The 24,458-nt window shown below is 70.8% G+C and carries 22 protein-coding genes and 1 pseudogene; 18 read left to right on the top strand and 5 right to left on the bottom strand.

From position 1 onward, the window contains the following. The first annotated feature begins 1 nt into the window (after position 1). The 3 genes and pseudogenes from OG927_RS00230 to OG927_RS35935 all read left to right on the top strand — a co-directional run. Positions 2-889 carry a helix-turn-helix domain-containing protein gene (locus tag OG927_RS00230; protein WP_319108039.1) on the top strand — a complete coding sequence of 296 codons (888 nt, stop codon included), beginning with the start codon at positions 2-4 and terminating at the stop codon, positions 887-889. Positions 890-1,078: 189 nt separating this feature from the next. Then, positions 1,079-1,258 carry a hypothetical protein gene (locus OG927_RS00225; protein ID WP_319108041.1) on the top strand — a complete coding sequence of 60 codons (180 nt, stop codon included), beginning with the start codon at positions 1,079-1,081 and terminating at the stop codon, positions 1,256-1,258. Positions 1,259-1,420: 162 nt separating this feature from the next. Continuing rightward, positions 1,421-1,549: pseudogene (locus OG927_RS35935) on the top strand (DEAD/DEAH box helicase family protein); the annotation flags it as partial. A gap of 235 nt (positions 1,550-1,784) precedes the next feature. Here the strand turns inward: OG927_RS35935 and OG927_RS00220 are convergent. Further along, positions 1,785-4,256 carry a SpoIIE family protein phosphatase gene (locus OG927_RS00220; RefSeq protein WP_330321285.1) on the bottom strand — a complete coding sequence of 824 codons (2,472 nt, stop codon included), beginning with the start codon at positions 4,254-4,256 and terminating at the stop codon, positions 1,785-1,787. A gap of 1,474 nt (positions 4,257-5,730) precedes the next feature. Beyond that, positions 5,731-6,213: a hypothetical protein gene (locus OG927_RS00215; protein WP_157866823.1), complete on the bottom strand. Its 483-nt coding sequence runs from the start codon at positions 6,211-6,213 to the stop codon at positions 5,731-5,733. A 458-nt stretch (positions 6,214-6,671) separates the two neighbouring features. On the opposite strand from OG927_RS00215, the gene OG927_RS00205 reads away from it, so the two are divergent. The 10 genes from OG927_RS00205 to OG927_RS35930 all read left to right on the top strand — a co-directional run bounded on the left by OG927_RS00205 (position 6,672) and on the right by OG927_RS35930 (position 15,255). Beyond that, on the top strand, positions 6,672-6,854 hold the full coding sequence (locus OG927_RS00205) for a hypothetical protein (protein WP_124283568.1): 183 nt from the start codon (positions 6,672-6,674) through the stop codon (positions 6,852-6,854). Between the two features lie 10 nt (positions 6,855-6,864). Next, positions 6,865-7,065, top strand: a complete 201-nt coding sequence (locus tag OG927_RS00200) for a hypothetical protein (protein WP_157866824.1) — start codon at positions 6,865-6,867, stop codon at positions 7,063-7,065. A 75-nt stretch (positions 7,066-7,140) separates the two neighbouring features. Continuing rightward, complete coding sequence (locus OG927_RS00195) at positions 7,141-7,911, top strand: helix-turn-helix transcriptional regulator (RefSeq protein WP_056791310.1); 771 nt, start codon at positions 7,141-7,143, stop codon at positions 7,909-7,911. 150 nt (positions 7,912-8,061) lie between these two features. Then, a complete protein-coding gene (locus OG927_RS00190; RefSeq protein ID WP_056791313.1) occupies positions 8,062-9,105 on the top strand; it encodes an iron-siderophore ABC transporter substrate-binding protein in 1,044 nt (347 codons plus the stop codon). Between the two features lie 77 nt (positions 9,106-9,182). Further along, positions 9,183-10,145 carry a FecCD family ABC transporter permease gene (locus OG927_RS00185; RefSeq protein WP_079100729.1) on the top strand — a complete coding sequence of 321 codons (963 nt, stop codon included), beginning with the start codon at positions 9,183-9,185 and terminating at the stop codon, positions 10,143-10,145. After that, positions 10,142-11,197, top strand: coding sequence for a FecCD family ABC transporter permease (locus OG927_RS00180; protein ID WP_330319459.1), 1,056 nt, complete (start codon positions 10,142-10,144; stop codon positions 11,195-11,197). The genes OG927_RS00185 and OG927_RS00180 overlap by 4 nt, the downstream gene beginning before the upstream one ends. Continuing rightward, on the top strand, positions 11,194-12,090 hold the full coding sequence (locus OG927_RS00175) for an ABC transporter ATP-binding protein (RefSeq protein WP_330319458.1): 897 nt from the start codon (positions 11,194-11,196) through the stop codon (positions 12,088-12,090). The genes OG927_RS00180 and OG927_RS00175 overlap by 4 nt, the downstream gene beginning before the upstream one ends. A gap of 3 nt (positions 12,091-12,093) precedes the next feature. Continuing rightward, the gene (locus OG927_RS00170; protein ID WP_330319457.1) at positions 12,094-13,383 is read left to right on the top strand and encodes an MFS transporter; all 1,290 of its coding nucleotides are present in this window, start codon (positions 12,094-12,096) and stop codon (positions 13,381-13,383) included. 72 nt (positions 13,384-13,455) lie between these two features. Continuing rightward, positions 13,456-14,415 (top strand): hypothetical protein, encoded by a 960-nt coding sequence (locus OG927_RS00165; protein ID WP_330319456.1) that lies wholly within the window; start codon positions 13,456-13,458, stop codon positions 14,413-14,415. Positions 14,416-14,670: 255 nt separating this feature from the next. Continuing rightward, positions 14,671-15,255 (top strand): relaxase domain-containing protein, encoded by a 585-nt coding sequence (locus OG927_RS35930; RefSeq protein WP_408058124.1) that lies wholly within the window; start codon positions 14,671-14,673, stop codon positions 15,253-15,255. 113 nt (positions 15,256-15,368) lie between these two features. Here the strand turns inward: OG927_RS35930 and OG927_RS00160 are convergent, their stop codons facing one another. Further along, positions 15,369-16,244 (bottom strand): DUF4394 domain-containing protein, encoded by an 876-nt coding sequence (locus OG927_RS00160; RefSeq protein ID WP_330319455.1) that lies wholly within the window; start codon positions 16,242-16,244, stop codon positions 15,369-15,371. Positions 16,245-17,321: 1,077 nt separating this feature from the next. On the opposite strand from OG927_RS00160, the gene OG927_RS00150 reads away from it, so the two are divergent. Both OG927_RS00150 and OG927_RS00145 read left to right on the top strand, forming a co-directional pair. After that, the gene (locus OG927_RS00150) at positions 17,322-18,494 is read left to right on the top strand and encodes an NB-ARC domain-containing protein (RefSeq protein ID WP_124283562.1); all 1,173 of its coding nucleotides are present in this window, start codon (positions 17,322-17,324) and stop codon (positions 18,492-18,494) included. A gap of 44 nt (positions 18,495-18,538) precedes the next feature. After that, positions 18,539-20,086 carry a hypothetical protein gene (locus OG927_RS00145; RefSeq protein WP_330319454.1) on the top strand — a complete coding sequence of 516 codons (1,548 nt, stop codon included), beginning with the start codon at positions 18,539-18,541 and terminating at the stop codon, positions 20,084-20,086. 72 nt (positions 20,087-20,158) lie between these two features. On the opposite strand, the gene OG927_RS00140 is transcribed toward OG927_RS00145, so the two are convergent. Further along, positions 20,159-21,019 (bottom strand): helix-turn-helix transcriptional regulator, encoded by an 861-nt coding sequence (locus tag OG927_RS00140; protein ID WP_056791346.1) that lies wholly within the window; start codon positions 21,017-21,019, stop codon positions 20,159-20,161. Between the two features lie 101 nt (positions 21,020-21,120). Between OG927_RS00140 and OG927_RS00135 the strand changes: the two genes are divergently transcribed. The 3 genes from OG927_RS00135 to OG927_RS00125 are packed head-to-tail and all read left to right on the top strand — an operon-like array spanning position 21,121 to position 22,591. Next, positions 21,121-21,948 carry an SDR family oxidoreductase gene (locus OG927_RS00135; protein ID WP_079100724.1) on the top strand — a complete coding sequence of 276 codons (828 nt, stop codon included), beginning with the start codon at positions 21,121-21,123 and terminating at the stop codon, positions 21,946-21,948. Between the two features lie 18 nt (positions 21,949-21,966). Beyond that, positions 21,967-22,095 carry a hypothetical protein gene (locus OG927_RS00130; RefSeq protein WP_282434502.1) on the top strand — a complete coding sequence of 43 codons (129 nt, stop codon included), beginning with the start codon at positions 21,967-21,969 and terminating at the stop codon, positions 22,093-22,095. 28 nt (positions 22,096-22,123) lie between these two features. After that, positions 22,124-22,591, top strand: a complete 468-nt coding sequence (locus tag OG927_RS00125) for a YybH family protein (protein ID WP_056791349.1) — start codon at positions 22,124-22,126, stop codon at positions 22,589-22,591. 761 nt (positions 22,592-23,352) lie between these two features. On the opposite strand, the gene OG927_RS00120 is transcribed toward OG927_RS00125, so the two are convergent. Continuing rightward, positions 23,353-24,345 carry an aldo/keto reductase gene (locus OG927_RS00120; RefSeq protein ID WP_330319453.1) on the bottom strand — a complete coding sequence of 331 codons (993 nt, stop codon included), beginning with the start codon at positions 24,343-24,345 and terminating at the stop codon, positions 23,353-23,355. Positions 24,346-24,458: the final 113 nt, after the last annotated feature.

Below are 24,458 nucleotides of genomic sequence, written 5' to 3'. Positions count from 1 at the left end.
GATGGCACGCCCCGAAAGCCCCATCTGGGTCGGAGCCAGCCCTGAGAACCGGTCCCTGGTCCTCGCCATGCGCGAACTGCGTACCGAGAAGGGGATGCCGTACACCACCCTGGCCCCGCTGTGCCACTACTCGGTGGCCACGCTCTCCACCGCAGCCTCCGGCAAGAAGGTCCCGAGCTGGGAAGTCGTCAAGGCGTACGTCCTGGGCTGCGACCCCGACACCGACCTCACTCAGTGGAGGAGCCTCTGGGACGCGGCCCGGCTCGCAGGAAACCCTCGGCCCGCACCGGCCGCACCTGCTGTGGCGCCCGCAGCGCCCAACCGCCGTGAGCGCCGCCGTCGTCAGCGGTACCCCGATCCGCAGCCGCTCGAACTGCCCTCGGAGTCGCTGGCCGAGCTCCTGCGCACGGCTACGATCTCGATGCCGCGGCAATCGCATCAGCGCCCGGGGCGCGACGACACGATGCGGACGGCACTGATGCTCTGCACGACGCCGGCCGACTTCACCGGGCTCCTGCGGGACCTGCGCCAGCACGCCGACCTGTCCGTCCGTGAGATAAGCGACGTCGCTTCCCAGAGGCACGGCATCCCGATCTCCAAGTCGGCCGTCCATGACATGACCAGCGGAGGGAAGCTGCCGACCACCGAGCAACTGCACGCCTACCTCCTGGCGTGCGGTATCGACCGCGACGAAACGACGATGTGGCACCACACAGCCACCCGTCTGAAGATCTCGCAGATCCGTGAAGCGGGCCGCCCGACGGCCACACCGATCCGTGCGGCTTTCGAGAAGATCAGCCACATCGGGTTCGAGGCCCTCATGACTACCGTGATGACGCTGTTCGTCATGCTCGTCCAGGTCAGCCACATGACCGAGGGCCTTTTCTAGAACGGCGACACATCACGTGAGCCCCGGCCGGCTTCCACGGTCGGGGCTCACTGGCTCGAGGATCACCCAACAGTTCGCTGCCTTCTGCTCCCCGCGTACGCGGGGATGGTCCCCACGGTAGATCCTTCGGCCCTTCCCAACGCAACACCGTTTCGATATGAACATCGAAGCGATGCGGGCGCTGGAGGCATGCTGGCAATCGCGATCCCCGGCTCCCTCGCCGAAGGCCCCCTGCCCGGCCATGAGCTGCGCCGCCACGTCACGGCACTGACCGGTTACAGCCGTCCGGACAGCTACGGCACGCTCTACCCGGAGCCGGGCGTGGTCACTTACCGGGACGACGAGGAGTACCACGCCGCCCACCCCTGAGAGCGGGTTCCCGGCCTCCTGGCACCGGGCAGTCGTCGCGCGGGTCGCCCAGGAGGTTCCGACGCCGTCCATCGCATTCGCCGACGCGGTCGCAGCCGAAGCCCCGCCGCACGGCCGGGGCCGTACTGCGGCAGACCGGACGACGAACGAGGGGGTACGGCGGTGAGCCACGCACTGCGCCCTTATCAGCAGGAGGCCGTCGAGGCGATCAGCGCCGGCCTGCGCGAGGAGGGCCGCGGCCGGCTACACGCGGCATGCGGGTCCGGCAGGACCCTCATCTCCGCCATGACCGGGGCCCGCCTGGTGCCCGCCGGCGGCCTGCACCCCGACGAGCACGCCGGCTTGCGAAAACTCACCGGGTGCGAACGCGGCGAGGCCGCAATGCGCTTCGGTGTTCTGGCGGCCCGGCCCGAAGGTGAATTCGCAGCTTGCTGCCCGGCCGAGCAGGACACCCAGGACTCCAGCGAGCACGGACGCGTCGTCGTGCCCGGGGAATCAACCGTATGCGGCACTCGGGTGGACCGGCTCAACGAACAGCCGATCCATCGAACCCCGCATAGTTGTCGGGCAGCGGGAGTTCTGCCCAGATGGTCTTGCCGCCGGCCGAATACCGAGTGCCCCAACTCTGAGTCAGCTGGGCCACCAGCATCAGCCCGCGGCCGCCCTCGTCGAACCCGGCCGCCCGGCGCAGATGGGGGGCGGTGCTGCTGGTGTCGGAGACCTCGATGATGAGCGTACGGTCCAGGATCAGCCGCAGCCGGATGGGGCCGGAAGCGTGCCGGATGGCGTTGGTGATGAGCTCGGTGACCACCAGCTCAGTGGTGAACACCGCTTCCTGGAGCTCCCACCACGTCAGCTGCCCGTCGATGTCCTTGCGGGCGACCCCGCAGCTCGCCGGGTCGGCGGGGATCTCCCACGACACCACGTGCGCTGCGTTGAGAACCCGGGTGCGCGCCATCAGCAGAGCCACGTCATCGCCCGGCGCCCCGCTCGGTAGCAGCGCCTCAATGACCGCCCCGCACCGGGCATCGAGCGAGACGGCCGGGGCGGCCAGCGCCTCGTGCAGCACGCGGTAGCCCTCGTCCATGTCTTGATCGCGGCGCTCGACCAAGCCGTCGGTGAACAGCGCCAGCACCGACCCTTCGGGCAGCGAGAACTCCGCCGATTCGAACGGCAGCCCCCCCAGGCCCAGTGGCGGCCCAGCAGGCAGATCCATGATGGTGGCCCCGCCCGTTTCCGGGTCGATCAGGACGGGGGGCGGATGTCCGGCCCTGGCTACTGTGCAGGCGCCGGTGACCGGGTCGTAGACCGCGTACAGACAGGTGGCGCCGATGTCCCCGGCCGTCTCCTCACCCCCGGTCTCCTCGGAGAGACGGAGCACGAGGTCGTCCAAGTGGGTGAGTAGCTCGTCCGGCGGCAGATCGACGTCCGCGAGCGTGCGTACCGCGGTACGCAGCCGCCCCATGGTCGCCGATGCCCGCACCCCGTGCCCCACCACGTCGCCCACGATCAGGCCCACCCGTGCCCCGGACAGCGGGATCACATCGAACCAGTCGCCGCCCACCCCGGTCTGCCCGGCCGCCGGCAGGTAGCGGGAGGCGACCTGCACGGCGCTGCGCTGCGGCAGCCTCTGCGGCAGCAGACTGCGCTGGAGCGCAAGCGCGGTCTCCCGCTCCTGGGTGAACCGCTGCGCATTGTCCAGGCACACTGCGGCCCGCGTCACGATCTCCTGCGCCACCAGTACGTCGTCCGGCGCGAACGGATCCGGGCGCCGGTACCGCAGGAATTGCGCAACCCCCAGCGTCACCCCGCGCGCCGACAGTGGCACAGACAGGATGGAGTGCACCCCCAGCTCCCTGGCGTGCCGCGCCCGCAGCGGTTCCTGCTCCGCCCAGGTGTGGAAGGCCGGATCGTCCTTGTGCAGCACCACCGGCTCCCCCGAGAGTACGGCCCGCACCGGCGAGGACGCGATGGCGTGGTCCCACACCTGCCCTGTCTCCACCAGCGCCTCAGGGGTGTCCTCCCGGGTGGAGCGGTGCGCGACCCGGCGCAGGGTCAGCACGCCGTTCTCCAGCGACGGCGGGGCGTCGCCGTGCAGGTACGGGGTGGCGAGCAGGTCCACGCTGCCGAAGTCGGCCAGCCGGGGGACGCACACATTGACCAGCTCCAGGGCGGTGCGGCCGATCTCCAGGGTGCTGCCGATCCTCCGGGAGGCGTCGTTGACCAGCTGGAGCCGGGCCTGCGCCCGGTCCTCGCCGGATATGTCGACGGCGGACAGCGCGACCCCCACCAGCTCGCCCCGTGTGTCCCACACCGGGGCGATCCGTCCCAGCCAGGCGTGCTCGCGCGGCTCGCCACCGGTACGCAGACGGGTGCGGACGTCCCTGGGCCTGCCGCTTTCCATCGCCTGGCGCAGCTGCTCCTCCAGTTCGATGCTCTGCGGCTTGCCGCCGATCTCCGACAGACGTAGGCCGCGAGCCTCATCCTCGGTGAGCCCGATGACCTGCTCCATCGCGTGGTTGGCGCGCCGCAGCCGGATTTCGGTGTCGTAGAGGGCGAGAGCGTTGGGCGCGTAGAGGAACGCTGGGCGGGGCAGTTGGTCGTCCTCCTCGGTGCGTTCGGTGCCGGCCAGAGGGCTGACGAGCAGCCACCCTTCGGAGCCGTCTTCGTGCTGCTGGAGCCGGTGGGCCAGCAGCCGTACGGTCAGCCGCCGGCCGTCGCGGTGCCGCAGTTCCACGGTGCCCCTCCAGGGCATCGGCCGCTCGTCGCCGGACGGGGCGGTGGCGGTGGCGGCGACGGGATCGGCGAGTAGCTCGGCTGCCGAGTGGCCCAGCATCTGCGCCGCGGTGTGGCCCAGCAGCCGCCGGGCACCGTCGTTCCAGTGCGTAATTCGGCCGGAGCCGTCCAGGAGGGCGCGGGCAGTGGCCGCCTCGTCCGGGACCAGGCCCCAGGGGTCGTCCCCGCCCCGGGAGGGTTTTCCATAACCGACAGTGCTCACCTCCCCAGCCTGGGGCATCAGTGAGCAGGCCGACAGCCAGAGAACGCCCGCCGGGGACTCCGTGCGGATCGTGAGACGGCGCAGTCCGCTGGTAGTACGGGGGTGGAAGATCAGGTTCTCGAGCATTCAGATCTTTTTTCATCGCCCGGTTGCCGGGCGCGTCTCGTTGGTGATGCGGGCCCGCGGGAGCTGGGCCGTGGCAATGGTCACCGCTCCTCCGCTGCTGCCACGGCTGACCGCCCCTTGATGAGGCGGGACGTTGGCCGGAAGTCGGGCTAGTACTGCGGTTTTTGGGCACATGAACTCGATGTCCGCCACGGCGATGATGGCGTTCACGACCTGGCCGTCGACGCACTTCACCTCGGAGATGAAGCACAGCCGCTTCGCCAATCGTGCCGCCGACCTGCATGGCTGTGTCCCCCGGGTCATGCCTTCGACAGAGGGACACAGCCATGCCGAGCCAGGAGGCCAGCGGCCCCGTTGCGGGACCGCGAAAAACATGACGAGGGGGCGAGGAGGCCCCGACGTCGCGTAGCCCGGTGGTGGGGGAGTACCCCCCCGTGGCAACCACGAGGACAGAGTTGTCCAGGCATGCCCTGACGTCGGCCTGGCTGTCAACCAGCAGGACCTTTCAGGGATCGATCAGGGTGTTCAAGCTCCTGCTGGTCGCGGTGCAGACGAGATCGACACGTTCGTCGTCATCTCCCCGTAGCAGCCATTCGGCGCTCTCCCACGGCCTGGCCGACCGAGCGGACAGGCCCCGGTACCGTGGCCTGGGGCAGGCACCGAAGCGGGCTGCCCGGTTCCCCTGGGCGGGAGCCAAGTAGCCCGCTGGGTGCTCAGGACTCTATGGGACGGGTCAGAGCGCACTGCTGCCGTTGATGATGCAGCCCGCCTCGAGCTCCTCCTCCTCGCTGTGCGCGACGACCTCCGGCTCGATGTCGTCCTGCTGCTCAGGGTTCGTGTTCTCGGGCATCCTGTCCTCCTTGATGGACGGCGACGGCTACGCCGGCTGGGACAGAAGGTACGAGCCCCCGGTATGGGAACGCCTGGCCGCGAGTTCGGTACCGGTACCGTGGCCCGGCAGCTCTTGGGCCGGTACGAACCGGCCGCTGCACGCCGGCCGTCGGCGGGACCGCCCGGCTACGGAGCAGACCTACTCCTTGGCAGCTATGGCTGTGGGGGCCACGGCCCGCTGCCGAGATTGTTCCGTGTGGTTACAACCAGCACAAATGACTGACTGTCATGTGTGCTGGAGTACTGGGAACATGAACTTGACTGAGTACCTCGGTCAGGGCTGCCGCGTGTCCGGCCGCTGCCCCCTGGCGTATCACGCACCGAGCTGGATAGCCCTGAGCCGCGGATCCGGGCGGCCGCACTGCGGCGGGATGGCAGTGCCGTTCACGATCCGCGGATTGGTTCGGCGAGATTGCAGGTGACAGCAGTGCCGGTGGGGAAATCGTCGCCCGCGGCCTCAGAGCGTCGTGACCACCACGCGCTGGGCGTACGGCGCGCCTTCGAAGTTGCTCACGCTTGCCGTGACTTTCACCGGGTCGCCCTCTCCGAACGGGAGATGGTTGCCCGACAGTGTGCGGGCGGTGATCGCCACCGTGTGCTTCTGCCCGTCACAGGTCAGTTGGGAGGGCTGCACGGTCGCGACTCCGCGGGGGCTGTTGATCTGCGAATCCCGCTCGTCGGCCAGCCGCCACGCTATACCCAGGTAGAGGGTTGGGGCCGGATCGCAGGAGTACGTCACGTAGGCCGTGATGCCGTCCCTGTTCTGCGTCGTCGCAGGGAAGTACGTTGCCTCGCCCACAGTGACGGTGTTGTCCTTGCCGAAGATCGTCGAGTCATCCCCGGCCAGGGCCGGGGGAGCGGCGGCCAGGGTGCCCGCTCCGGCGAGGAGCGCAGTGACGGCGACGACGGAGACGCGGCGTCGCAGAGCTAACAAGTGCATGCTGAACTCCCCTTGTCCACCGACGGTTTGCCGGTCCAGTCGTGGATCTTCGCAGCTGCCCGGACACGTGTCCAGAGTGCGCCGCGCGCCCGCAGCGGGCCCTGACCCCGGCGGCACTGCCACGACGGTCGAGGTGGTCGGGGTGGTCGGACAGCCGGTGAGCCAGGCCGTGGGCGCGGGGTCGAACAGGACACGGCCGTCGATGTCGTCGGTGAGGAAGCGGGGCGGGCGCTGGGTGAGCCGCGTCAGGCCCACGTCTCCGTGGGCGGCAAGGTCCGCGGGCACTCTGCACCGGAGTTGCCGCCGCCGACCACGACGACGTGCTGCCGGGCGAGAAGTCGGAGGGCCGCCGTCCGCTGCCGGTGGTGCGCAGTCGGCATCCGGTGAACGTCTCGTGGCCGGTCCGCGTATCCCTGACTGGGGCATCCGCGAGATCGGTACAGAATCCCTGCTCGTCCGTGATCTCCATCGGCTCGGTCCTCGCCGTCCACGTCCCGCTCCTGCTCACCTTCAGCCTGCTGGGGACCCCATGGCTCTGGCTCAGCTTTCCCGCGGCCGCGGTCCTCTCAGCCGCCGCAGCGATGCTCATCCTCCGCCGCACACACCTGCCCGAACGGGCGAATCCACGGTCCGCGCCGTGAGCTTGCCGACGTGGCGGCACGCGCGCTCGACCAGGTCCCGCATCTGTCCGGCGGTGACGGGTCGGGCGTCGTCTCCGGTCTCGTCGCCGCGGTCCCCGTCCCGGTGATCGCCGAGGGCCGATCGCGCCCCCTGAGCAGGCCGCCCAGGCCCTCGCGGCGGGCGGGCTCGGTCTCGTCGTTGGGGCCGCCATCACCGTACCGGCAGCTCTGACCAGGACCTTTGTGGCTGGCCTCACGTCCTGAGGCGGCGGTGGGCGCGGTACGGGCGCCGGTTAGCCTGAACGGCATGCGTGTCATCAGGGACCTGCCGGCACTCGCCGCGGGCGAGGGGGACGTGCCCTTCGTGATCCAGGGGTACGAGGAGTTCGTCGCCGCCGACACGACGTGGAACGAGCACTCGCACCCCTGGCACGAACTCCTCTGGAACGAGTACGGGACCTCCACCGCCGTCGTCGGCTCCCAGGTGTGGTGCGTCACGCCGACGCTGGGGCTGTGGATGCCCGCGGGACAACTGCACTCCGCCTCCGCGGTCGCCGGAACCTCCTACCGCGCCCACTTCTTCCGGCACGGCACCCGGTCGGCACTGCCCGACGTGCCGGTGGCCGTGGAGATCACCCCGCTGCTGCGGCTGCTCCTGGAGCGGATCGAGGAGCCCGAACTGCCGCCGGCGTCCAGGGCGGTGGCCGAGGTGATGGTGCTCGACGTCCTGCGGCCCTCGCCCAGGGCCCTGCTGGTGCAGTTGCCCACCTCCGCGTTGCTGCGGCCGATCGTGGACGCCGTACGCGGCGATCCATCCGACCAGCGCACGCTGACCGGATGGGCCGCCGCGCTGGGATGCAGCGCCCGTACCGTCACCCGCGCTTTCCAGAGTGAGACGGGCACGAGTTTCGCCCGCTGGGTCGCCTCGGTGCGGGCCCAGCACGCCGTGCACCTGCTGTCCCTCGGCTTCGAGGTCGACGTGGTGGCCGACGCGGTCGGCTACCGCTCGGCGAGCGCCTTCGGCGCTGCCTTCCGGCGGACGACCGGCATGACTCCCGGCAGGTTCCGGGTGCGCTGAGGGGGCTGCCGCGCCGGAGCGCCCGCACCGTTCTGTGTGTCCCGATCGCTACAAGGGCTGTCGGGAAAGCTTGATTGATCCACACGCCCCAGCTCCATACTCTTTGCAGGCAAGCCTTACCTAACTAGAGTGAAAGTTGAGCACGGGCCGATGAGAACTCCACGCCTCCGCACGCTCGCCCTCGCGGCGGCCCTCCTGATCGGTCTCACCGCCTGCGGCGGCACCGACGGCACCGACGACAACGCCGCCGGTGCCGACGCCAAGAACTCCGGCCAGTTCCCGGTGACGGTCAAGCATGCCCTCGGAACCACCGTGGTCCCCAGCAAGCCCAAGCGTGTCGCCACCGTGAACTGGGCCAACGAGGAAGTGCCACTCGCCCTCGGCGTCGTCCCCGTCGGCATGGCCAAGGCCAACTTCGGCGACGACGACGGGGACGGTGTACTGCCCTGGACCGAGAAGCGCCTCAAGGAACTCGACGCCAAGACGCCCGTCCTGTTCGACGAGACCGACGGCATCGACTTCGAGGCCGTCGCCGACACCAAGCCCGACGTCATCCTCGCCGCGTACTCCGGGCTCACCGAGCAGGACTACGAGACCCTCAGCCAGATCGCCCCCGTGGTGGCCTACCCCGAGGCCGCCTGGGCTACCCCCTGGCGCGACATCATCCGCCAGAACAGCAAAGCCATCGGACTCGCCGACGAGGGTGACAAGCTCATCGGCGACCTCGAGGGACAGATCGGCAAGACCGCCGCCAAGTACCCCCAGCTCAAGGGGAAGACGGCGATGTTCATGACGCACGTGTCCTCCAAGGACGTCAGCGAGGTCGGCTTCTACACGACCCACGACACCCGCACCCAGTTCTTCACCGACCTCGGCATGAAGATCCCCGCCAGCATCTCGGGGCCGTCCGAGTCCACGAAGAAGTTCGTCCTCACCAAGAGCGCCGAGCGCATCGACGACTTCAACGACGTCGACATCATCACCGGCTACGGCGACGACACCGGCGAACTGCTCAAGGCCCTCAAGGACGATCCGCTCACCTCGAAGCTGGCTGCCGTGAAGCGGGGCTCCATCTACCTGCTGCCCGGCAGCACCCCGCTGGCCACCGCCGCCAACCCCACCCCGCTGTCGATCCCGTACGTCCTGGACGACTACGTGAAGGCACTCGCCGAGGCCGCGGACAAGGCCAAGTGACCGTCACCCCCACCCCGGTCGCGCCGGACGCCGTGCTGATACGGCGTCCGGCGCGCGTCCGCGTCCTGTGGCTCCTCATGGTCGCCGCGGTCCTGGCCGCCGTCATGGTGGCCTCCCTCGCCTTCGGCTCCCGCGGCGTCGCCTGGTCCGACGTGTGGGCGGCACTCGGCGGCGCGGAGGCCACCCTGGAGGAGGCCGCGGTCGCCAAGCGCATACCGCGCACCCTCCTCGCCGTCGTCGTGGGCGCCGCCCTCGGACTCTCCGGCGCGGTCATGCAGGGGGTGACCCGCAACCCGCTGGCCGACCCCGGCATCCTCGGCGTCAACATGGGCGCCTCGCTGGCCGTGGTCACCGCCATCGCCTACTTCGGGCTCGCGTCGGCGGACGGGTACATCTGGGTGGCGATGCTCGGGGCGGCGCTGACCGCCGCCTTCGTGTACGCCATCGGCTCGCTGGGCCGCGGCGGCGCCACCCCCCTGAAACTGGCCCTCGCCGGTGCCGCCATCACGGCCGCGCTGACCTCCCTGGTGAGCGCCGTCGTCTTGCCGCGCAACGACATCTCCGACACCTTCCGGCTCTGGCAGATCGGCGGCGTCGGCGGCGCCTCCTACGAGCAGCTCGGCAGCGTCCTGCCGTTCCTCGGCGCCGGTTTCGTCATCTGCCTGGCCTCCGCACGCGCCCTGAACTCGCTGGCACTGGGCGACGACCTGGCCGCCGGACTCGGCGAGCGGGTGGCCCTCGTCCGGGGTGGCGCGGCGCTCGGTGCGGTGGTGCTGTGCGGCGCGTCCACCGCCGTCGCCGGACCGATCCTCTTCGTCGGTCTCGTCGTACCGCACGTCTGCCGGCTCCTGGTGGGTGTGGACCACCGCTGGCTGCTGCCGTTCTCCGCGCTGAGCGGCGCGGTCCTGCTGACGGCCGCGGACGTGGTGGGCCGGGTCGTGGCACGCCCGGCCGAGATCGACGTGGGGATCCTGACCGGGATCATCGGCGCCCCCTTCTTCATCCACATCGTCCGACGCCAAAAGGTCAGGTCCCTGTGAGCGCACCAGCGGTCCGCGTCCCGTCGTCCACACAGTCGGCCGTCACCCGGGCACGGGTCCGCGGCGCGAACCGGCGCCGGCTCCTCGTCCTCACGCTGCTGGTCCTCGTAGCCGCCGCGTTTCTCACGTCCCTCATGGCGGGCCACACCTTCTATCCGGCCGGTGACGTGCTGCGCGTGATCATGGGCGAGCAGGTGCCGGGAGCGTCCTTCACCGTCGGCACGCTGCGACTGCCGCGGGCGGTGCTGGCCCTGACCGCGGGCTTCAGCTTCGGCATGGCCGGCGTCACCTTCCAGACCATGCTCCGCAACCCGCTCGCCAGCCCCGACGTCATCGGCATCACCGCGGGAGCGAGCGCGGCGGCGGCCCTCGCCATCGTGACCTTCTCGATGAGCGGGACCGGGGTGTCGACCGTGGCGATAGCCGCGGCCCTCGGGGTGGCACTGCTCATGTACACCCTCGCCTTCCGGGACGGGGTCGCCGGCATTCGGCTCATCCTGATCGGCATCGGTGTCGCCGCCCTGCTCGACAGCGTCACCTCCTACGTCCTGTCGGAGGCCGGCGAGTGGGACCTCCAGGAGGCGATGCGCTGGCTCACCGGCAGCCTCAACGGAACCACCTGGGCGGAGACCGTGCCCGCCGTCCTCGCCGTGCTCGTGTGCGGCCCGGTGCTGCTGTCCCGGGCCCGTGACCTGAGCGCGCTGAGCCTGGGCGACGACACGGCCTCCGCGCTCGGCGTCCGCGTCGAACGCACCCGCGTGATCGTGATCGTCGCGGCCGTCGGACTGATCGCCTTCGCGACGGCGGCCGCCGGACCGATCGCCTTCGTCGCCTTCCTCTCCGGCCCGATCGCCGCCCGCCTGACGGGAACCGGCGGCTCCCTGCTGGTCCCGGCCGGACTGGTCGGTTCCCTGCTCGTGCTGGTCGCCGACTTCACCGGCCAGTACGCCTTCGACGTCCGCTACCCCGTGGGCATCGTCACCGGCGTCCTCGGCGCGCCCTACCTCGTCTACCTGATCGTCCGCACCAACCGGGCCGGAGGCTCGCTGTGACCGCGTCCCACACCCTCGCCACCGAGGACCTCGAACTCGGCTACGGAGACCGCGCCGTCATCGAGGGCCTGGACCTGACCCTCGCGGCCGGACGGATCACGGTGATCGTCGGCGCCAACGCCTGCGGCAAGTCGACGCTGCTGCGCGCGATGTCCCGGCTGCTCGTGCCGCGCACCGGCCGGGTCCTCCTGGACGGCAAGGAGGTCCACCGCACCCCCGCCAAGGAACTCGCCCGCACCCTCGGCCTTCTGCCGCAGTCACCGGTCACTCCCGAGGGCATCACCGTCCTCGACCTGGTCGGCCGGGGCCGCCACCCCCACCAGCGCGCCTTCTCCCGCTGGACGGCCGAGGACGACGCCGCGGTCGCCGCCGCGCTGGAGGCCACCCACACGACCGACCTGATGGACCGGGCCGTCGATGAACTCTCCGGCGGCCAGCGCCAGCGCGTGTGGATCGCGATGGCGCTGGCCCAGCAGACCGACCTGCTGCTGCTCGACGAGCCCACCACGTTCCTCGACATCAGCCACCAGATCGAGGTCCTCGACCTGTTGACCGACCTCAACCGGTCCCGCGGCACCACGATCGTCATGGTCCTGCACGACCTCAACCTGGCCGCCCGCTACGCCGACCGGCTGATAGCCCTGGCGTCCGGGCGACTGCACGCCTCCGGAACACCCGGGGAAGTAATGATCGAGGACACCATCCGGGCCGTGTACGGCATGGAAAGCCGCGTCATCGAGGACCCGGTCTCGGGCAAGCCCCTCGTCCTGCCGATCGGACGCCACCACTCGACGACCGCTGCCGCCGAAACCGCGGCCGGGTCGCCGCAGCACACGGCCGGGTCGCCGCAGCACACGGCCGGGTCGCCGCAGCACACGGCCGGGAACCGCTGAACCATGATCAAAAAGCTCGCCGCGATCCTGCCCGACCTCACACCCTGGCGCTCCTCCCGGGACTTCCGCCTCCTGTGGGTGCAGGGCCTGGTCACCTATCTCGGCAGTGTGATGGCGCTGATCGCGCTGCCGCTCCAGATCAAGGAACTGACCGGCTCACCGCTCGCGGTGGGCGCGATGGGCGCCGTCGAACTGGTGCCACTGGTGGTCTTCGGCCTGTACGGAGGCGCGCTCGCGGACGCGGTGGACCGGCGCAAGGTCATCGTGCTGACCGAAGCGGGGCTGGGCGTGCTGGCCGCCCTCCTGCTGCTGAACGCGCTGCTGCCCAGCCCCATGCTGTGGCCGCTGTACCTGGTGGCGGCCGGGGTGGCCGCACTGGCGGGACTCCAGCGTCCCGCCCTGGACTCGCTGCTGGCCCGGATCGTCCCGCACGACCAGCTTCCCGCCGCCGCCGCGCTCAACGCCCTGCGCTGGCAGGCGGGCGCGATCGGCGGACCCGCACTGGCCGGCCTCGTGGTGGCGTACGCCGGGAACGTCCCCGCCTACACCACCACCGTGGTCTGCTTCTTCGGGTCGGTCCTGATGTGCCGTCGGCTCTCCCCGGTACCGCCCGTCGAGCACGCCGCCAAGCCGTCGTTGCGCGGCATCGCGGAAGGGGCGAGGTACGCCTGGTCGCGTCCGGTGCTCCTCGGCACGTACGCGGTGGACCTGGCGGCGATGTTCTTCGCCTTCCCCAACACCATCTTCCCCTTCCTCGCCGACGAGCTCGACGCCGACTGGGCGCTGGGCCTGATGTACTCGGCGGGCGCCGTCGGGTCGCTGCTGGTGAGTCTGACCAGCGGCTGGGCGTCGCGGACACCGCGGCACGGCCTGCTGGTGGTCTTCGGCGCCGCCGGCTGGGGCCTGGCCATGGCGGCGGCCGGGTGGGCGTCGAACGTCTGGCTGGTACTGGCGTGCCTCGGCCTCGCGGGAGCGGGGGACATGCTGAGCGGTCTCGGCCGCTCCACCATCTGGAACCAGACCATTCCCGACCGGCTGCGCGGGCGGCTCGCCGGCATCGAGGTCCTCTCCTACAGCGTCGGTCCCCAGCTCGGCCAGGTCCGCGCCGGGGCGATGGCCGGCTGGACCGGTGCCCGCCCGGCGATCTGGAGCGGCGGACTCGCCTGTGTCGCCGCGGTGGGCCTGCTCACCGCCGCGCTGCCGAAGCTCGTCAGCTACGACGCCCGCACCGACGAGGACGCGCTGCGCCGCCGGGCCGACGAGAGCACCGGAACGGCACCGGCCACCCCGTGACATCGCGTCGCCCGCTGCTCCCGCAGCCACCGGGCCGCGGAGGCGGGCCGCATGCCGGGTGCGGGCAGGCGCGTGGATGGCCGGCCCTCGCAGTCGGGCACCTTCATCCCCGGCCAGAACACCGACTTCGCCCTGGACGCCTACGACACCAAGGGCCAGGGCATCCTCCGCACCCGGGTACCCAAGGGCACCTACCTGCTGGAGACACCGGTCCAGACCCGCAAGGGCACCCAGGCCGACCCGGACACCCGCAAGGGCGTCACCTGGGGCTTCTCCGCCGGGCAGCACCAGCCCGGCAGCGGAGACGACAGCCTTGAGGTCATCTTCAACGAGCCGACCCCGAAGGCCTACCAGCGGGGGAAGACCTACACACAGACGTTCAACGTCGGAGTGTTCAGCCCCAAGATCAACACCTACAACACCGCCCGCCGCTCGGGCAACGACCTCAGCTTCTGCATCGCGGAGTACACCGACGGCGCCGGCAACATCGGCCTGTCGACCGTCACGAAGCAGCAGACCCGCGTCACCGCCGACGGCAAGAAACTCCTCAACTCCGAAGAGGGCCTCTGCCAGGACGTCTACGGCCTGCCGTCGAAGAGTGCCGCCTACCGGATCAGCACGGACGCGACCCGCTCCACCAAGGTCGCCGGCGTCACCACCCGCCTCACCGCCGCCTGGACCTTCCGCTCCAAGAAGACCCCGGCCGACAACTACACGGTGCTCCCGCTCTCCTCGGTCCGCTTCGCCCCGAAGCTCGACCTGCACAGCCGGGCCGCAGCCGGGAAGAAGCTCACGGTCCCGCTCACCCTCCAGGGTCCGGCAGCCAAGAGCTTCAAGAGCCTGTCCGTACAGGTCTCCTACAACGGCGGCAAGACCTGGTCCAAGGCCCCCGTTCTCACCAACAAGAGCAAGCGGACACTCTCCCTCAGCCACCCCAAGAAGGCCACCTCGGTCTCCCTCAAGGCCAAGCTCACCGACAGGCAAGGAAACACCTACCAGGTCACCATCGTGAAGGCCTACCTGCTCAAGTAGTCGGCCCTCATGACCGCCGGCCTGCGCACGCCGTGTCCCGCCCGGGGAAGCCCCGGGCGGGACACGCCGGCTGCCGGGTTCCACGTCCGGTTCGCACAGCGCGGCGAGGGCCGCCTCGCCATCGACGAGCGCGCCATCGCTGTCGAGGAGCCCCCAGCCGCCGCGGTGGAGAAGCGTGACGGACCTGGAACGCCGGGACCCGACTTCCACAGTCCCCCGCCCGGGCCCGGCTAGGAAGTCCGGTACGCGGACCGGATCGAGGCCGCGCACCAGCAGGCGATCGTACGGGTGCTGGAGTGGATCGAGGACAAGGTCGCGGTGATCCGGCACGGCAGGGACGGCGTCTACCGGGTGAGGCCGCCCGGCGGTCTGGTCGCCGCCCGCTTCCGCCATCACGAGGCCCGCTCCGGCCGACCGTTGCTCCAGACCAGGTGCTGCCGTCGGCGAAGGGGCAGCGCCTGGACGGCACGTGGGGCTCGATCCACACCACGGCACTGCACGAGAACACCGTGGCCGCTTCCGCGCTCTACAACGAGCAGGGGAATCCGGCCTCGAACGTGGCGTGGATCATCTGCTCTTCCGTCGCAGGAGCCCGCGGGCCGGTCAGGCCGGCACCGTGTTGTCGGATGTCAGCCACGCCGACCTGATCCGCCGTTCGGCGGCCAGCGACCGTACCGCCGCCGTAGCTCCGGCGCCCTGTGTCGACTGGTGTCTGTTCGCCACCGCCTGGAACGTCTCGCTCGTGCGACGCGATCCGCGCCGGATGACGTGGAGCAGGATCCGTTGTCGGTGAGGACGCGTTCGGCGGTGGCTCCGCAGGAGGGGACGCAGGTGCCGTAGGAGGGCTGCTGTGCCCTCGTCCGGTGGTTGGGGATCTCGCTTCCGGCGAGGCGACACGGTTTGCCTGCGTCGGTGTCGGCGGGGCTCCTCTGCCGACACCGACGCAGTGGTCCTCAGTTCTGGTTCAGCGGGAGTGCGATGTCGACGACCTGACGGCCGGCCGGGAACGCGCCGACGAGGGACGTTTCGCCGTCGAGGATGCTCACCTGGTAGAAGCGCTGCTTCCCGCCGGTGTTCAGAGTCGCGAAGCCGCGGTTGGAGCCGTCGGAGGGCTTGTAGTAGATGTCGAACCCGGCCTGGGGGCCGGCGTTCGCTCCCAGGTTTCCGGTGGGGGCGAGGGTGCCGGCGTTGGCCGGGGACTGGAGCGAGATCCGGTCGTTGACCGTGTCGATGTCGAACAGGGTGGTGGCGGTGTCGACGTCGAGGTCGTTGTTGGTGTAGGCGGCCCCCGTGACGCCGAGCGCGGTTGATGGCGGCGTGGTCGGGTTGGTGAGGGTGCCGTCGGGTGTGGTGGTTCGCGGTGCGGCCGGGTCGTCGATGTTGTGGCGCAGGTTCTGGCCGGTGTCACTGATGACGCGCAGGCGGTTGGCAGCGGGGTTGAAGTCCACGCCGAAGTTCTCGCCCGCCAGGGCGACGGTGAGCTGGGACACCTTGACGGCCTGCGCGTCGCTGTTCACGGTGTAGACGCCGCCGCGGTCGCCGACGCCGTAGAGCTTGCCGTTCTGGACACGGAAGTCGATACCGACCAGCTTCCTGTCCGCACTCAGGCCGGACACCTTGCCGAACGACCAACTGTCGCCCGGGTCCGTGACCCGGAAGCCGACCAGGCGCTGGTCCGAGGTCAGTCCCACGCTGACGAGACCGGGTGCCGTCGCACGTCCGCGCGGACCGAAGGGGGTGGGCTCGGCTCCCGCTGACGCGAGAGCGGGAGCAGCGAGGGACGCCGCGATGACGCCGGCGGCGGCTGCGGAGAGAAGACGGGTACGCACGGTTGCACTCCCAGTGGTAGTTCGACCGCCCACGGAACGGGGCGGGTACACCCTTCCTTCGATGCCGGTCTCGCCCTGGTTTGGGCTTACGGGATAATACGCCCCAGATGGCCTAAGTGGATTGATATATGCCGCATTGTCCAGGTGTGGCGAAGGCGGGTGAGCTGGATCTCCCCTCGACACAGCGCGCACGGCCGACGGCGCCCTCTTCCGCATACGAGCTCGTAAAAGGCTGGCTGACGGCGGCGCTTGACGGATGTCGCCGGAGGCCGGGGCCTGCGGGAGCGGGGCGTGGACGACCGAACCCTTCTCGGTCTCGGGGATCAGGCCGTACACGAGGATGCACGAGGCATCGATGCGGCCCGACGGGTCGGGGCCGGTCGGGTCTACAGCACCTCCCCCCGCACTCCGCCTCATCACCTGCGGCGGCGACTGGCCCAGCGACACCGGATACCGCGCCAACACGGTGGTGTACGCGACGCTGACGGGGACGGAGCAGCCCCTCAAGAGGAAGCGGCCCCCGGTCGGACGGGTGCGTCGACCCCGCGTCCACGTCGGCGTCCCCGGGAGGTGTCCCGCGGCAATCTCCGAAAAGCATCGGAGGGGATTCCCGCCGCGGGCCTTCGCGGGTCACCGGCCGGGAGCCCCGACGGACGTCCGACCGGGGGGTGGACGCATGCCGACGCGCCGAATCGTCGTCGCCCTGCTGAGGGCTGCGACCGTATCGCCGGCGACGGTGGCCGTCGGCGTCCTCGCTTCGCTGGCGGCCAACGCCGCCACGTCGGACGAGCGGTGGCCCAAGCCCCTGGACTGGATCCGGACCCACTCCTGGCAGTCCGTCGGGTACCTCGCCGCCGCCTTCATCCTCGCGTTCGCGGCGAGCTGGGCCACCGCGCAGGGCGCGACCGCCGATCCTCCCCCGCCGCCGGCCACGCGGGTGCCCGAGTGGGTGGTCGACCGGGGAGAGGGCGACCGCGCCGTCGCCGCGGTGCGGGCGAAGGCCGACGGACGGGCCATCGCGATCACGACCTCGCTGGAAGGGGCCGGCGGGTTCGGCAAGACGACGCTGGCCGCGTCGTGTGCGCGCACCCGAAGGTCCGCCGGCACTTCCGGCGCCGTGTCTTCACCATCACCGTCGGGCGGGACGTGCGGGGCAGGGCGGCGATCGCGGCCAAGGTCGCCGAGGCCACGCGGTTCATCACCGGCGACACGACGGCGTTCGACGACCCCGCGCTCGCCGGCGCGCACCTCGGCCGGCTGCTCGACCAGCGGCCCCGGACGCTCCTGGTCCTGGACGACGTGTGGGAGGCGGCCCAGCTGGCGCCGTTCCTGCTGGGCGGCGCGCGCTGCGTCCGGCTCGTGACGACCCGCGTGCCCGGCCTCCTGCCGCCGGGAACCGCCCGGGTCACCGTGGACGAGATGACCGTCGAGCAGGCCCGCCGCGTCCTCACCTGGCAACTTCCGCCGCTGCCTCCCGCGACGGTCAGGGAGCTGCTGGCGGCCACCGGACGGTGGGCCCTCCTGCTCCGTCTGGCCAACCGCCTCATGGCCGACCAGATCGCCTCCACCGCCGACCCGTCGGCCGTGCTCGACGCCGCGGAGAACGTGCTCGCGAACCTCAGGGCACGAGGGCCTGCGGCGGCGGACCCGTCCGCCGCCCCGCTGGACCTCGACGATCCGCAACGCCGCGCCCTCGCCGTCCGGGCCACCGTCGAGGCGGCGACGACACTGCTGCCGCCCGGCGGCGCGGAACGACTGGCCGAGCTCGGCGTGTTCGTCGAGGACGAGGCCGTCCCGATCGAGCTGATCGCCCGCCGCCGGCAGTCCACCGGAGGACTGCCGGCGGCGGAGACCCGGACCCTCTGCGGACGGCTCGGCAGCCTGTCGCTCGTCACCCTCTCCACCGCGCACGGCGGCTGCATCACCCTCCACGACGTGCTCCGCGACTACCTGCGCGGCGAACTCGGACCGACCCGCCTCACCGCCCTCCACGGGGTGCTGGTGGACGCGGCGGCTGCCACCGTGGCCGGCGGAGCCGCGGGCCCGTCCTGGTGGGAGCTCTCCGACGGGTACCTCCTGGACCACCTGGTCGAGCACCTGCACGCCGCAGGCCGGACCGGCGAGGCCGAACGGCTGGCCGGAGACATCCGCTGGGTCGAGACCCGGCTGCGCAACGCGGGCCCTCGGCGCCCTGGAGCGACCTGGCCCGCCTCCCCGGTCCCGCCCCCGCCGCCCTGGCCCGTGACCTGACCCGCGCCTCGCACCTGCTCGGATCCCCGGACGCCCCTCGCCTGATGCGGAACGTGCTCCACAGCCGTCTGGAGGACCTGCCGCACTGGCAGGGCCAGGTCGCCGCCCGTCGACGGGACCCCGGCCTGCGGCCGTACCTGGCCAACCGTCACCGACTGCCCGACGACCGCGTCCTGCGCAGCCTCACCGGGTTCGCGCGGCCCGTCACCGCCGTCGCCACCGGCGGGGGAGTCCTGGCGACGGCCGAGCCCGGCGCCGTCCGCCTCTGGAACCCCGACGACGGCGGCTGCGTCCTGGTGCTCCCCGTCGACGGCACCGTCGTCGGGCGCGTGGCCGTGGTGCCCGACGGGGCCTGGGTCCTCGCGGCCGACGCGCGACGGATACGGATGTGGGCCACCGCCACCGGCGCGGAGCTCCGCACGTTCTCCGTCGAGGCGGACACCCGGCTGAGCGACACCGTCGCGGCCCTCGCGGTCTCGCCCGACGGATCCCTTCTGGTGACGGCCTCCGTCGACCACGTCGTCACCGTGTGGGAGACCGCCTCGGGCCACCGCCTGCGCGAGGTGCCCCACGCCTACCCCGTGGAGGCGCTGGCGACGGCCCCGGACAGCTCCTGGTTCGCCACGTGCAGCGGCGACACGACCCGCCTGTTCGAGACCGCGACCGGCCGGGGACTCCGGACACTCTCCACCGCCTACACCGGCGCGCACGGCTCGGTGGCCGTCGGTCCGTCCGGCACCTGGCTGGTGACCCAGCACACCGACGGGCCGCGGATCTGGGGCACCGGCCCCGGCGCCGCGCCGCAGGCCATCCGGTCCACCACGGGCATGGACGCCCGGCTCGCCGTCGCCCCGGACGGCCGCTGGATCGTCACCGGAGGCCGGCGGACCGAGGTGTGGGACGTGGAGTCCCGAACCCTCCTCGGCGCCCTGGACGGACGGACCACGTCCGTCGCCGTCGCCCCGGACGGCGCGTGGATCGCCGTCGCCGGCGAGCACACCGTACGACTCTGGGAACCGCCGCGCGCCGACGCCGCCGGCGCGGGAGGCGCCACCGGGGAGATCACCGCCCTGGCAATCGCCGTGGACGACAGCCGTCTGGTCACCGCCGCGGGACCGGATGCGACCGTGTGGGACCCGGCCTCCGGCACCCCGGTGCGCGTACGGACCGGACACACCGCCCCTGTCACCTCCCTCGTCGTCGCCCACGACGGCGCCTGGGCCGCCTCGGGCGCGAGCGGCTCCCTGCGGGTGTGGGACACGGGGAGCGGAGCCGACCTCCGCACCCTCGTTGACCCGTACGCCGACACCAGGGCCGCCGCCGGCCTCTGCGACCAGGTCAAGGTCACCCGGTCGATGGGTGCGGTCGGCACCAGCGCGGACAACGCGGCCTGCGAAAGCTTCCACGCGTCCCTCACACGCGAGACGCTCAAAGGCGCCCGCGACTACGGCGACCCGGTCACCTGCAGGACCAAGGTGTTCGCCTGGCTGATCCGCTGCAACGCCCGCCGTCGGGACTCCGCCAACGGCCGTCTCAGCCCCGACGAATACGAACGCCGACACCACGCGGCTGAACTCATGCTCGCCGCGTGATCAACGACGCGTGTCCACCGCCACGGAGGGAAGGTCTGACGTCAACCCTCGAAGGATTTCCGGAACAGATCACTAAGTGACATAGTCGGCAGGCGTCGGCAGGATGGGCAGGTCGGCGGCCACTGTGCCGAGTAGTGCGAGGGCCTGCTGGGAAGCGCTGCCGGGCTCGGCCTGGTACACGATGAGTTGCTGGTCCGGGGCGCTGTCGACGGTGAACGAGTCGTAGGTCAGGGTCATCTCGCCGACCTGGTGGTGGTGGAAGGCCTTGGCCTCGTGCGCCTTGCCCCGTACATCGTGCCGGGCCCACAGAGCGCGGAACTCGGGGCTTTTCAGGGAGAGTTCGCCGACCAGTTCCGTGAGCCGGCGATCGTTCACGAGGTCGCCGCCACCCGCGCGCAGGGCCGCGAGCCCGGACTTGGCGACACGGTCCCAGTCGGGGTAGAAGTTCCGGGCGTCCGGGTTCAGGAAGGTGAACCGGACGAGGTTGGTCTCGCCATGGTCCAGCATCCCGGCGAAGAGGGCGCGTCCGAGGCGGTTGCCCGCCAGCACATCCAGCCGGTGGTCGAGGATCAGCGCGGGTGTGTGATGCCAGCCGTCCATCAGGCGCAGCAGACTGGGTCCCACCGACACACCACCACCTCGCCGGACAGTGCCGCGAGCCGTTCGTGCCAGTTGGTGCAGGTGCGCGGTCTCCTCGGGATCCAGTCCCAGGGCGCGGGCCAGGGCGTGCACCACCTGTGCGGAAGGATGCTTCTCCCGTCCCTGTTCCAGTCGGGCGTAGTAGTCGGTGCTGACGCCGGACAGCTGGGCGACCTCCTCCCGGCGCAGGCCCGGCGTCCTGCGCCGGCCCGACCAGGGCTGACCGGCCCGGTCCGGGCTGGTCATCTCTCGCCTCGCGCGGAGGAACTCACCCAAGGGGTTGGCACTGTCCATGCCGCAACGATAGGCGCGCACGCGAGGGGTTGCCTGGGTGTGGCACACCCTGGACAACACCGCCCTGGCTGAACGCCCACTCACCGAACAGGCTCGGTCCCATGACAACCAACGCCAACGTTGCAGACAACCTGCCGAACAACTCCTCTTCGCCCGTCGCCGGTGGGCCTGCGCGTCTGCTGGCCGGCCGGGTCGCGGTGATCACCGGGGCCAGCGCCGGGATCGGCGCCGCGACCGCACACCGATTTGCCGCCGCCGGAGCGACGGTAGCGCTGCTCGGCCGGCGATCCCGGCTACTGGACGACCTCGCCGCGACCCTGCGCAAGGAACACTCCGCCAAGGTTCTGCCGCTCGCGGTCGATGTCACCGACGCCGCCGCACTGACCACCGCCGCATCGACGATCCGTGCCACCCTGGGCCGGCCCGACCTGGTCGTCGCCAACGCGGGGGTGATGCTCGGAGCGCCTTTCGAGGAGGCGGACACGGCCGAGTGGGACCAGATGATCGACGTGAACCTGCGAGGTCTGCTGGCGACCGGCCGGGTCTTCATCACGGACCTGCTCGACGCGGCCGAAGCCGGACGGCCCGCGGACCTGGTAAACCTCAGCTCGATCGCGGCGGAGGTGATCTTCTCCGACTACCCCGTCTACGGCGCGACCAAGGCGGCGGTCACTCAGCTGACCCGCAACCTGCGCGCCTCTCTCGGCCCTCGCGGCGTACGGGTACGGTCCGTCGACCCGGCCTTCGCCGTCACCGAACTCGGCGCCGACATGGCACACGAGGCGACTCGGACCGGGCTGGACAGGATGCGCTCGGCCATCACGGCCATCACCGCGGAAGACGTGGCCGACGCCATCACGTACTCGGTGGCGGTGCCGGCCCGGGTCAACATCGCCGAGCTGACGGTCGTTCCCACCCAGCTCGGCTGAGAACGACAGGCGGGCGCCATGGGCTGTTCCTTGAAGGAGACGGACCACGAGGATTTCGATCGACAGGCGATCATGCAGCGCATGACCTCGGTCTACCTGCGCTCCTGGCTGTCCGACGGATGGGTGGGTGCGACGGACCCTCCCTGAACCCCGCTCGCGGTCCTAGCGTCGAGTCATGAACGATGAACAAGTGATCGCGGACCTGCACAGCCGGTGGATGTTCGGCTGGGAGCGCAACGAGGGGGACGCACCGTTCGACTTCCGGCGCACCTTCGACGAGTTCTACGACTTCAGCTCTCCGGACGTCCGCCTCTACGACGACTTCGACCCCGAACAGCGCGTGGCGAAGACAGCCGCCGGATACGGCTCGATCTGGGAGCCCAACTTTCACAAGATGGTCTCCGCACACCATGCCGTCGATGACGGCCCGCACGTCATCGCCGACCACGATTTGGCCGCGTCCACCCTGACGTTCGTCGCGCGGATCACCATGCCCGACGTCACCACGGACATTCGTACCACGACCTCGCTGGTCTGGCGCCGAACGCCGGACGGCTGGCGGATCGTCCGCGAACACAACTCGACCACGGTTCTGCCCACAGGGAACCTCGACGGCAGGCTGCCGGCCCCTGAGGCTCTCTGACCCTCTGGGCAGGCTCGGGCTCAACAGGAGATCCTGGCCCGGTCGCTCGCCGTCGAAGACGGTGGCCCATCAGCTCATCGACGAGCTGATGGGCCGGTCTCAGGCCGGGGGCTGCGGCTCCATGACGCCCAGGCCACCACCGGTCAGGCCTCCCTGATCAGGTCTACGAGGTCCCATGCGACTCGGGCCGCGGTGGCGTGGCCTTCGTCCCGAACGGCCAGGACGCTCCGGCCGCCCCGACGATCGATCCGGAGGGGGTGGCGCGGCGGGCGGCTGCCTCGATGCATCTGGACGGTCCGACCGTGGCCGGCGCACGCAGGACGGTGCGCACCCTCAGAAAACGTCCCGGTCCGGCTCTCACCACCACTCACGCGAAGGGGACGACAGCGCCGTCGCCGCGCCGCCCGACCCGTCCGAAGCCGGGCCGCTCCGGCGCGACCAGGACACCGGCCCTGTGGCCCGGGCGCCTGACCGTCGTGGAGAGCACGCCGCGCCGGGGAGGCCCACCGAGACGCAGAGCGTCCGCGCGACCCGGGTGCGCGGACGCATCGAAGCCGCAGCCGCCCCGGCGATCCTCGTGGAGGACGAACTCCACCAGGAAGCCGGCTTCAGCGTGCCCGGCGGGACGGCAAGGCGGCAGCGGCGCGACGGACCGGCTGGAAGGCAGGTCCGCCGCTGCGGCTCGCCGCGGCCAGTACCGGTGGCGCGGCGAGCGGGGCCCGAAGGGCTGCGGAACAGGGAGCCTTGGGGTGCCGGCGGGTTCAGGCGGTGGTGAAACTGGACAGCATTGCGGCCGGGTATCGGCTGCCCGCCGAGCCGTGGGGGAGGATTTCGGTGATGCGGGCCAGGTCGGCACCGGTGAGTTGGACGCCGTCCGCGCCGGCGTTCTCCTCGACACGCTTGGCACTGCGGGTGCCGGGGATGGGCACGACGTCCTGGCCCTGGGCGAGCAGCCAGGCAAGCGCGAGCTGAGCGGTGGTGATGCCCTTGGCCGCGGCGAGTTCTTTGAGCTGTTCAGTGGCGCGCAGGTTGTAGGTGTAGTTCTCGCCCTGCCAGCGCTCGTCCCAGTTGCGCATGTCGTCTGCGGGGTATTCACTCGCCGGCTTGACCGTGCCGGTCAGGAAACCTCGGCCGAGAGGGGAGTAGGGAACCAGGCCGATGCCGAGTTCCCGCAGGGCGGGGAGGATCTTCTCCTCGACCTCGCGCTCGAAGAGGGAGTACTCGTACTGGAGGGCCGAGACCGGGGTGACGGCGTGGGCGCGGCGGATGTACTGGGGGCCGACGTTGCTCAGGCCGAAGTACCTCACCTTGCCTTCGGCGATCAGGTCGCCGACTACGCCCGCGACCTCTTCGGCGGGCACGTCGGGGTCGGAAATGTGCTGGTAGAAGAGGTCGATGTGGTCGGTCTGCAGGTAGCGCAGGCTGTTCTCGGCGACCCTGCGGATGTTCTCGGGGCGGCTGTCAAAGCCGGAACCGATCGGCTGGGAGGTCATGTCGAAGCCGAATTTGGTGGCCAGGACCACCTCGTCGCGGAAGTCCCGGACCGCTTTGCCCAGCAGGATCTCGTTGCTCCCGGTACCGGCGCCGTACAGCTCGGCGGTGTCGAAGAAGTCGATTCCGAGTTCGTGGGCACGGTGGATGGTCGCCGTGCCCTCGTCATCGTTCGATGCCCCGTAGGCCATGGACATGCCCATGACGCCAAGGCCGAGGGCCGAGACGCGCAGGCCCTGGGAGCCCAGAGTGCGGTGCTGCATGAGTTCACTTCCTCAGTGTTTTGCCGGTCCCACTCGAAAGGGTCGAACCGAACTGTTCGGTTTTAACTCTACGGACAGGCAGCCGCAAGACCAAACCAAACAGTTCGCTGCCT

The organism is Streptomyces clavifer (assembly GCF_036345975.1).
GTDB lineage: Bacteria > Actinomycetota > Actinomycetes > Streptomycetales > Streptomycetaceae > Streptomyces > Streptomyces clavifer.
Note: the sequence above shows the minus strand (reverse complement) of the source record. Positions and strands in the feature narration are given on the sequence as shown.